Origin of the sequence: Streptomyces sp. NPDC051133, from assembly GCF_040682635.1 — a bacterium.
GTDB lineage: Bacteria > Actinomycetota > Actinomycetes > Streptomycetales > Streptomycetaceae > Streptomyces.
The window spans coordinates 206,990-216,278 of record NZ_JBFBBK010000008.1 but is presented as its reverse complement, the minus strand read 5'-3'; the positions used below and the strand labels follow the sequence as shown (position 1 = coordinate 216,278).

Annotated in this window: 8 protein-coding genes and 1 pseudogene; 4 read left to right on the top strand and 5 right to left on the bottom strand. The window is 72.6% G+C overall.

Features of this window, described 5'->3' with window-relative positions:
* Positions 1–13 precede the first annotated feature (13 nt).
* Positions 14–120, top strand: a pseudogene (locus AB0N17_RS11945) (DNA-directed RNA polymerase subunit omega); the annotation flags it as partial.
* 29 nt (positions 121–149) lie between these two features.
* Here the strand turns inward: AB0N17_RS11945 and AB0N17_RS11940 are convergent.
* Complete coding sequence (locus AB0N17_RS11940) at positions 150–1,964, bottom strand: ABC transporter permease/substrate binding protein (RefSeq protein WP_366011068.1); 1,815 nt, start codon at positions 1,962–1,964, stop codon at positions 150–152.
* A complete protein-coding gene (locus AB0N17_RS11935; protein ID WP_366011066.1) occupies positions 1,957–3,039 on the bottom strand; it encodes a glycine betaine/L-proline ABC transporter ATP-binding protein in 1,083 nt (360 codons plus the stop codon). Before AB0N17_RS11935 ends, AB0N17_RS11940 begins: the two co-directional genes overlap by 8 nt.
* A 197-nt stretch (positions 3,040–3,236) precedes the next feature.
* Here AB0N17_RS11935 and AB0N17_RS11930 point away from each other — a divergent pair, with 197 nt between their 5' ends.
* Positions 3,237–4,157: a 5'-3' exonuclease gene (locus AB0N17_RS11930; protein WP_366011064.1), complete on the top strand. Its 921-nt coding sequence runs from the start codon at positions 3,237–3,239 to the stop codon at positions 4,155–4,157.
* Positions 4,158–4,271: 114 nt separating this feature from the next.
* Positions 4,272–5,126 (top strand): siderophore-interacting protein, encoded by an 855-nt coding sequence (locus tag AB0N17_RS11925; RefSeq protein WP_366011062.1) that lies wholly within the window; start codon positions 4,272–4,274, stop codon positions 5,124–5,126.
* A gap of 61 nt (positions 5,127–5,187) precedes the next feature.
* Here the strand turns inward: AB0N17_RS11925 and AB0N17_RS11920 are convergent, their stop codons facing one another.
* Both AB0N17_RS11920 and AB0N17_RS11915 read right to left on the bottom strand, forming a co-directional pair.
* A complete protein-coding gene (locus tag AB0N17_RS11920) occupies positions 5,188–6,126 on the bottom strand; it encodes a 5'-nucleotidase (protein WP_366011060.1) in 939 nt (312 codons plus the stop codon).
* A 52-nt stretch (positions 6,127–6,178) separates the two neighbouring features.
* Complete coding sequence (locus AB0N17_RS11915; RefSeq protein WP_366011059.1) at positions 6,179–6,760, bottom strand: GNAT family N-acetyltransferase; 582 nt, start codon at positions 6,758–6,760, stop codon at positions 6,179–6,181.
* 37 nt (positions 6,761–6,797) lie between these two features.
* Between AB0N17_RS11915 and AB0N17_RS11910 the strand changes: the two genes are divergently transcribed.
* Entirely contained in the window at positions 6,798–7,781 is a 984-nt protein-coding gene (locus AB0N17_RS11910) for a pseudouridine synthase (RefSeq protein ID WP_366011058.1), read from the top strand.
* Here the strand turns inward: AB0N17_RS11910 and AB0N17_RS11905 are convergent.
* Entirely contained in the window at positions 7,759–9,252 is a 1,494-nt protein-coding gene (locus tag AB0N17_RS11905) for a cytochrome P450 (RefSeq protein ID WP_366011057.1), read from the bottom strand. The two genes, AB0N17_RS11910 and AB0N17_RS11905, sit on opposite strands and share 23 nt — an antisense overlap.
* Positions 9,253–9,289: the final 37 nt, after the last annotated feature.

The following is a 9,289-nucleotide window of genomic DNA, read 5'->3' as shown; positions in this document are numbered from 1 at the left end:
CGGAAGGTAGTGCGTGTCCTCTTCCATCACCGCGCCCGAGGGCATCATCAACCCGCCGATCGACGAGCTTCTCGAGGCCACCGACGCGAAGGACGCCGTACGGCGTCCCGCGGTGCCCGCCCCTCGGGTGGCGGTCCGGGCCGGTCAGGTCACCCGGCCGCCTGGCTCCTGCCGCCCTTGCGGGACACCGGGGCCCACCGGTCGACCAGGCCCGGGTGGTCGCGCAGCCAGGCACGGACGGCGTCCTGCTCCTTGCCCTTGCCGGCCTGCTGGATCTGCGACTCCAGCCCGGTGAGCTGCTGCTCGGTCATCGAGAAGTCCTTCAGCCAGCGGCCGACCTCGGGGCTGTCGCCGGTGAAGCCCTTGCGGGCGAGGGTGTGCACGCCGTCGCCCTTGCCCCAGGCACCCCGGGGGTCCTTGAGCTTCTTCAGGCCGTAGTCGCTGTAGGCCCAGTGCGGCGACCACAGGGTGACGACGACCGGCTGCTTCTTGGCGTAGGCCCGCTTGAGCTCGGCGAGCATGGCCGGGGTGGAGCCGTCTACCACGTCGTACGTGCCCTGCAGGCCGTACTGCTTGAGGACCTTGCTCTTGAGCAGGCCCATCTCGCCCGCGCTGGGCTCGATGCCGACGATCCTGCCGCCGAACTCGGAGGCGTGGTCCTTCAGGTCCGCCAGGGAGTTCACGTCCTTCACATAGGAGGGGACGGTGAGCTCCAGGGAGGTCGGGCCGAACCAGGAGCCGAGGTCGTCGAGCTGCTTGCCGTACTTCTTCCAGTACTCGGCGTGGGTGGTGGGCAGCCAGGAGTCGGTCTCGAAGTCGAGCTGGCCGGTGGCGAGGCCGGTGTAGAGGGGCCCCGCGGCGTACTGGGTGGTGGTGACCTTGAAGCCGCGTTCCTCCAGGATCTCCTTCCACAGGAAGGTGGAGGCGACGCCCTCGTCCCACGGGATGTAGCCGATCCTGATCTCCTTGCCCCTGCCGACGTCCGTGCCGGAGGCCTCGGAGGTGCCGGTGGAGGAGCCGAAGACGCCCATCCCGCTCGCGACCAGGGCGAGGACGACCACGCCGACGACCGCGACGGCGGGGCGCGGACGGTACGACCACGCGCGCGCGGGGGCCTTGGCGGCGGCCCTGCGGCCCAGCGGGGAGAGCTGGGTGCCGAGCGCGCCGGTGATGCGGTCCAGGTAGACGGCGAGGACGACGATGCCGACGCCGGCCTCGAAGCCGTAGCCGATGTCGAGCTGGCCGATGGCCTCGTTGACGGCGCCGCCCAGGCCGCCGGTCCCGACCATGCCGGCGATGACGACCATGGACAGGCCCAGCATGATCACCTGGTTGACGCCGGCCATGACGGTCGGCAGGGCGAGCGGCAGCTGCACCCGCCAGAGGATGTCGCGGGGGGTGGTGCCGAACGCCTCGGCGGCCTCGACCAGTTCGGCGTCGACCTGCCGGATGCCCAGCTCGGTCATGCGGACGCCGGGGGCGAGCGCGAAGATCAGGGTGGCGACGACACCGGCGGCGGTGCCGAGGCCGAAGAAGAGCATGGCCGGGATCAGCAGGACCATCGACGGCATGGTCTGCAGCAGGTCCAGGACGGGCCGTACGGCGGCGCTGACGGCCTTGGAGCGGGCCGCCCAGATGCCCAGCGGGAGCGAGATCACCAGGGCGATCACGGTGGCCACGAGGACCAGGGCCAGTGTGGACATGGCCTGGTCCCACAGTTCGAGGGAGTCGACCAGCGCGAACCCGGCGAAGGCGAGGACACCGGCGAGCAGGCCGCGCAGCCACCAGGCGAGGACGGCGAGGATGCCGGCCATCAGCAGCGGCTGGGGCGCGCCGAGCACGGCGTCGATGCCGTCGTACATGCCCTCCATGACGGCCTTGACGGCGTCGAAGAGCCAGGAGAAGTGGTCGACCAGCCAGTTGACGCCGGAGTCGACCCAGTCGCCGAGGGGGATCCTAGGCACGGCTGATCACCTTCGCCTTCCCGTCCGGGGCGTCACAGGGCGCGGGATCGGCCGTCTCCTCGCCGAGGAAGCCGACCAGCCGCTGTCTGGGGACGACGCCGACGACCCGGTTCGCCTCGTCGACCACGCTGACCCGGTGGGAGAGCCGGGCACTGATCGCGCACAGTTCCGTGAACGGCGTCTCGCGGGTCGCCGTCTCGCAGCCGCACAGGGGGGCGTCGCCGGTGACCGAGGTGTCCATGAGGGCGGCCGCCGTCAGTACACGGGAGCGGTCGACGTCCTGGATGAAGGAGGCGACGTAGTCGTTCGCCGGGCGCAGCAGGATGTCCTCGGCGGTGCCGGTCTGCACGATGCGGCCGTCGCGCATGACGGCGACGCGGTCGCCGAGGCGCATGGCCTCGTTGAGGTCGTGGGTGATGAAGACGATGGTCTTCTTCAGGGTCTTCTGCAGCTCCAGGAGCTGGTCCTGCATGTCGCGGCGGATCAGCGGGTCCAGGGCGCTGAAGGACTCGTCCATCAGCAGCAGGTCGGCGTCGGTGGCGAGCGCGCGGGCGAGGCCGACGCGCTGCTGCATGCCGCCGGACAGCTCGTCGGGCCAGGACTTCTCCCAGCCGGCCAGGCCGCACAGGGCGAGCGCCTCGTCGGCGCGGCGCTCGCGCTCGGCGCGGGGCACGCCCTGCACCGCCAGGCCGTAGGCGGCGTTGTCGCGGACACTGCGGTGCGGGAAGAGCGCGAAGTGCTGGAAGACCATGCTGATCTTCCTGGAGCGCAGTCCGCGCAGTTCACGGTCTTGAAGCGCGGTCAGGTCCTGGCCGTCGAAGCGCACGCTGCCCGCGGTCGGCTCCAGCAGCCCGTTCAGCATGCGCAGCAGCGTCGACTTGCCGGATCCGGACAGGCCCATGACGACGAAGATCTCGCCCGCCTCCACGCGGAAGGAGGCGTCGATGACGGCGGCGGTGGTGCCGTCGGCACGCAGCTCCTCACGGTCGGCGCCCCGCCTCAGGCGCTCCACTGCGTCGTCCGGTCGTCTGCCGAACACCTTGAACAGGTGCTCCGCCTCAAGCCTCGCTGACACGCGTACCTCTCGTCTCCGGGGACATGACAGAGGCCGCGCCTCCCCACGATCGACATGGTCAAACTTTTAAGTGACTCACGTCACAGGGGTGGCGGCAAGGGCGGCCGCACCTGGTGGCCGGCCCGCCGGAGAGGGCTGCCGTCGCCGGCCGGGTGACCGTCCGGGTGACTGTCGGTGCCGTACGGCATGATGCGAGCGTGACCGGACGACTCATGCTCCTCGACACCGCCTCGCTGTACTTCCGCGCCTACTTCGGCGTCCCGGACTCGGTGAAGGCACCGGACGGCACGCCCGTGAACGCCGTGCGCGGGCTGCTGGACTTCATCGACCGGCTGGTGAAGGACCACCGGCCGGAGCGGCTGGTGGCCTGCATGGACGCCGACTGGCGGCCGCAGTGGCGGGTGGATCTGATCCCCACCTACAAGGCACACCGGGTCGCCGAGGAGCACGAGGGCGGACCGGACGAGGAGGAGGTGCCGGACACCCTCGCCCCGCAGGTGCCGGTCATCGAGTCCGTGCTGGACGCGATCGGCATCGCGCGGGTCGGCGTCGCACGGTACGAGGCGGACGACGTGATCGGCACGTTCACCGCGCGCGCGGACGGCCCGGTGGACATCGTCACCGGCGACCGCGACCTCTATCAGCTGGTGGACGACGAGCGCGGGGTGCGCGTGCTGTACCCCCTCAAGGGCGTGGGCACGCTGCAGCTGACCGACGAGGCCGTGCTGCGCGAGAAGTATGGGGTCGACGGGCGCGGGTACGCGGACCTGGCGCTGCTGCGCGGCGACCCGAGCGACGGGCTGCCGGGCGTGGCCGGCATCGGCGAGAAGACGGCCGCCAAGCTGCTCGCCGAGTTCGGCGACCTGGCCGGGATCATGGCCGCGGTGGACGACCCGCAGGCGAAGCTCACGCCGTCGCAGCGCAAGCGGCTCACCGAGGCCCGGCCGTACGTCGCGGTCGCAGCGCAGGTGGTCCGGGTGGCCGGCGACGTGCCGCTGCCGCAGGTCGACACCGCCCTGCCGCACGCCCCGCGCGACCCGGCGGCCCTGGAGGAGCTGGCCCGGCGCTGGGGGCTCGGCGGCTCCCTGCAGCGGCTGCTGGGCACGCTCGCCGGGTGACCCACGACCGGAAAGCTCCGGCAAAGGGCTCTCATCGAGCCCTCGGGGAAGAGGTGTTCACGGTGAGCGAGGTGCTAGCTTAGGTAAACCTAACCAATTCTGCAGGAGGCCGTGATGGCAGAGCGTCCGGGACGAAAGCCGCGCAAGCCCCGTACCGCCCACGTGGTGCGCACCGAGCGGCTCTCCCCGCACATGCAGCGCGTGGTGCTGGGCGGCGACGGGCTGGCCGACTTCGCGGCGGACACCTGCACCGACCACTATGTGAAGCTGCTGTTCGGGCCCGAGGGCGTGAGCTATCCGGAACCCTTCGACCTGGAGCGGATCCGCGCGGAGTTCCCGCGGGAGCAGTGGCCGGTGACCCGGACGTACACCGTGCGCGCCTGGGACCCCGAACACCGTGAGCTGACCCTGGACTTCGTGGTCCACGGCGACGAGGGCCTGGCCGGTCCCTGGTCGACGCGCGTCCGGCCCGGTGAGACCGTGCGCTTCATGGGTCCCGGTGGCGCCTACGCGCCCGCCCCGGACGCCGACTGGCACCTGCTCGTCGGGGACGAGAGCGCGCTGCCCGCCATCGCCCGCGCCCTGGAGTCACTGCCCGCCGACGCCCGTGCGCACGCCTTCGTGGAGGTCTCGGGCCCCGAGGAGGAGCAGAAGGTCGACACCGAGGTGCAGATCGTCTGGCTGCACCGCGGGGAGCGGCCGGTCGGCGAGGCCCTGCTGGAGGCCGTACGGGGGCTGGACTTCCCGGAGGGCCGGATGCACGCGTTCGTGCACGGCGAGGCCGGCTTCGTGAAGGAGCTGCGCCGGCTGCTGCGCGTCGAGCGGCAGATCCCGCGCGAGGACCTGTCGATCTCCGGTTACTGGCGTCTCGGGCACAACGAGGACGGCTGGCAGGCCTCCAAGCGGGAGTGGAACGCCCGGGTGGAGGCCGAGCAGGAGGGCGGCGAGGGCGGCGCGGCGGCCGCCTGAGAGCGGTCCGGCTCCAGGGTGGTCCGTCTCCAGGGCGGTCCGTCTCCAGGGCGGTCCGTCCTCAGGGCGCCGTCTCGTTGATCTTGCCGAACGGGATGTGCACGCTGGGCGTGGTCCGGGACGTGCTCTGCAGGTGCGTCACCTGGTCGTCGAAGAAGATGTGCGGGTCGAGCACCTTCATGACGGCGCCCTTGTCTATGCCGCCGAGGAAGAACGCGCCGTTGACCCGCACCCCCCACTGCTTGAGGCTGCGCACGGCCCGCTCGTGCGCCGGTGCGTTGCGCGCGGTCACGATGGACACGCTCACCCGGAGCCCGTAGCCGGGGTCGCGCGTGCGCCGCTCCTCCTCGCGACGCTGGATCCGGTTCACCCCGGCGAGGAAGTCCCGCAGCGGCCCGGGGTCGTGCGGGGTGGCGGCGTTGCGGGCCTCGTGCGCGCGGAACTCCTCCAGGCCGCCGGACTGGTACACCTGCTCGGCCGCGTCCCCGGCGAGCACCCCGTCGAAGTCGAAGGCGATCCGCAGCTCCCGGTCGGCGGGGTCGTCCGGGTACGCCGCGCCGAGCACGTGTCCCGCGGGCAGTCCCGCGGCGACGGCCTCCCGTACGTCGTCCCCGTTCGCGGACAGGAACAGGGACATGTTCAGGGCGGGCATGAACTTGTACGGCGCGCGGCCCTGCATGAACACGGCCCGGCTGATGGGCAGTTCGTGGGACTGGATCGAGCGCATGACCCGCAGGCCCGTGTCGGGGTCGTTGCGGGACAGGATGATCACCTCGACGAGCGGGTCTCCCGGCTCGCCGAGGTCGTTCAGCGACAGCAGCCGCCGGATGAAGGAGAACGCGACCCCCGGCTGGAGCGTGTCGCCGACGTTCTCCTCCTGGTAGGCCCGGTAGGCCTTTTCGCCCTGCTCCCGGAAGACCGCGTCCGACTCCCGCAGATCGAACAGGGCGCTGGAGGCGACACCGACGACGAGTCGGTCCGCAAGCTCGTAGGGTGGCATGCGCCCCATCTTCACAGGGCCGGCCCCGGGGCGTAGCCGGGGGTGCCGCGGTTCAGTCGCCGCGCACGCGCGCGTGCAGGTGCATGTCGTGCCAGCCGTCCGGGTGGAGGCAGGCGCTGCGCTTGGTGCCCTCGTGAGCGAAGCCGGCCTTGACGGCCACCCGGCAGGACGCCTCGTTGGCGAGGGCGTGCAGCAGCTCCAGCCGGTGGAAGCCGATCTCCTCGAACGCCCAGCGGCTCAGGGCGGTCGCGCTGCGCACCGCGACGCCCCGGCCGCGGGCCTGCGCCGCCGTCCAGTACGCGATCTCGGCGGTGCCGTCCGCGAGCAGGATCTGGCGCAGCGCGACGCGGCCCAGCAGCGCGTCCGTGTCCGCGTCCACGACGGCCCACTGGGCCTGCTGCTCGCCCTGCCACTCCCCCCGCCAGCCCTCGATCCAGCCGGCGACCTCCTCCGCGGAGTCGGCGGACCTGAGGTGCCACTGGTGGATCAGCGGGTCCTGGAAGGCGGCGTGGACGGCGGGCGCGTCCTCGGCCCGCCACGGGCGCAGCAGCAGGCCGTCGCCGGCGGGCAGGGCCGGCTGCGGGGTGCGGGCGAGGGCTCCCGGGAGCAGGACGGGATCGGTGAGAAAGGGCATGATCCGCATTCTGCCCCTGCCCCGTACCCTTGGCCCGGTGAGACGCCGTACCCCGCCCCCTCCGGCCCCGCTCCCCCAGCGCGAGGGGGTCGACCCCGTGCGGGTGCGGCTGCCGGTGGCCGAAGGCTGGGACACGGTCCGGGAGTACCTGGTGGAGCGGCTGAGCGGGGCCGGGGCCGGGGTGATCGACGCGATGTTCGACGCGGGGGTGATCGTCGGGGCCGACGGGCGGCCCGTGGCGGCGGACGCGCCGTTCGAACCGGGGATGTTCGTGTGGTTCCACCGCGAGCTGCCCGCAGAGGTCCCGGTCCCGTTCCCGGTGGAGGTGGTGTACCGGGACGCGCACATCGTCGTGGCCGACAAGCCGCACTTCCTGGCCACGACCCCGCGCGGCAGCCATGTCACCCAGACCGTGCTGGCCCGGCTCCGCCACGAGCTGGGCCTCCCCACGCTGACGGCGGCCCACCGCCTGGACCGGCTGACGGCGGGACTGGTGCTGTTCACCGTGCGCCCGGAGGAACGCGGCGCCTACCAGACGCTGTTCCGGGACCGGCTGGTGCGCAAGGAGTACGAGGCGGTCGCACCGTACGACCCCGGGCTGGCCCTGCCCCGGACCGTACGCAGCAGGATCGTCAAGGAGCGCGGGGTGCAGGCCGCCCGGGAGGTCGAGGGCGAGCCCAACGCCGAGACGTACGTGGAACTCGCCGGGCACCGGGACGGACGAGGCCGCTACCGCCTCGTACCGGCGACCGGCCAGACCCACCAGCTGCGGGTGCATCTGACCGCGCTCGGCGTGCCCATCCTCGGCGACCCGCTGTACCCCGAGGTGACCGCCCCGGTGCCGGCCGGTGACTTCCGGCGGCCGCTGCAACTGCTCGCGCGGCGGCTGGAGTTCACCGATCCGGTCACCGGGGCGGAGCACGCGTTCGTCAGCGGACGCGCGCTCCTGGCCTGGTCGTCCTACGCGGCCTGGGCCGGGGCGGACCGGCCCCCCGGGGTCACTCCCCGCGCCACCAGGTGAGCAGGCGCCGCCAGACGCCCCGGTGCCGGGCCGGCTGCGGAGCCGGGGGCACCGGCACGGGCTCGGGCACGGCGGGGCGCGCGGCCGCCTGCCGCGGCAGGGGCGCCGGGGCCGGGTCGCGCTTGAGGGTGCCGACCTGCCGGTCGGTGCGCTGCGGCGGGACGGGGCCCGGCCGGGGCGGGAGGTTGACGTCCTGCTGCGGCTTCGGCTCGAAGCGCACGGGCAGGGACACCAGGTGCCGGGAGGCGATGGACGACCGCCAGCACAGGTCCTCCTCGGCGCAGTCCAGCTGGATGTCCGAGAGCCGCATCAGCAGCGCGTCGACGCCGACGTCGGCGATGGCGCGGCCGATGTCCTGGCCGGGGCACTCGTGCGGACCGCCGCCGAAGGCCAGGTGGGAGCGGTTGCCCTGCATACCGGCGGACAGGTCGGGCCGTACCCGCGGGTCGACGTTGCCCGGGGCGGGGGCGAAGAGCAGCCCGTCGCCCTTGCGGATGCGCTGGCCGCCCAGCTCGGTGTCCTGCTTGGCGAAGTAGCCGAGGACGGTGCTGAACGGCGGCTCGTCCCACAGGGACTGCTCGATCGCCTCGGGCACGGTCATCTGGCCGCCGTTGAGCTGGGCCCGGAAGCCCGGCTCGGTGAGGACCATGCGCAGCGCGTTGGCGAGCGCGTTCGCGGTGGCCTCGTAGGCCGCGAACAGGACGAGGCGCAGGTGTTCGCGGACCTCGTCGTCGGTGAGTCCGGCCGAGTGGGTGATGAGGTGACTGGTGACGTCGTCCTCGGGCCGGGCGCGGCGCCGGGTGGTGAGCCGGCTCAGGGCGTCCATGACGTAGGCATGGCTCTGGATGGCGGTCTCGGTGCCCTTCAGCGCGTCGCGGGCGGCCTGCACCATCCGGTCGTTGAACTCCTCGGGCATGCCGAGGATCTCGCACATCACGGCCATCGGCAGGTGCTCGGAGAACTGGGAGACCAGGTCGGCCCGGCCGCGCTCGCAGAAGCTGTTGACCAGGCCCTGGGTGTGCCGGCCGATGTGACGGCGCATGCTGCGGTGGTCGATGGTGGCCATGGCCGCGGTGACCGCGGCGCGCAGCCGCTCGTGCTCGCCGCCCTCGGCGTGGGAGCAGATGGGCTGCCAGGCGATGTGCGGCATGAGCGGGTGGTCGGGCTTGACCATGCCCTCGATCAGCGGGGTCCAGATCCGGCTGTCGCGGGTGTACTGCGAGGGGGTGCGCACCAGTTGCAGGTTCTCGGCGTGTCCGAGCACCACCCACATCGGTACGTCGTCGTGCAGCAGCACGGGGGCCACGGGGCCGTGCTCCTCGCGCAGTCGCTCGTAGAGGTCGCCGAGGTCCTCCGCGTCGGGGCCGTAGAGCCGGTGCAGTCCCCCGGGGCCGAGGCGGTGTGCCGGGCAGCCCGGCGGCGGGGTGGCGGCGGAGTCTGTGCCGGTCAGGGATGGGGGTTCAGAGGTCACGGTGTCGCTCCGGGACGGAAGGTGTGGGGGTCGGTCG

Bases quoted from the DNA above. Each gene is read 5' to 3' on its own strand.
- AB0N17_RS11925 (WP_366011062.1), top strand. From the start codon at position 4,272: ATGGCAGAGCGTCCGGGACGAAAGCCGCGCAAGCCCCGTACCGCCCAC.
- AB0N17_RS11920 (WP_366011060.1), bottom strand. From the start codon at position 6,126: ATGCCACCCTACGAGCTTGCGGACCGACTCGTCGTCGGTGTCGCCTCC.
- AB0N17_RS11915 (WP_366011059.1), bottom strand. From the start codon at position 6,760: ATGCCCTTTCTCACCGATCCCGTCCTGCTCCCGGGAGCCCTCGCCCGC.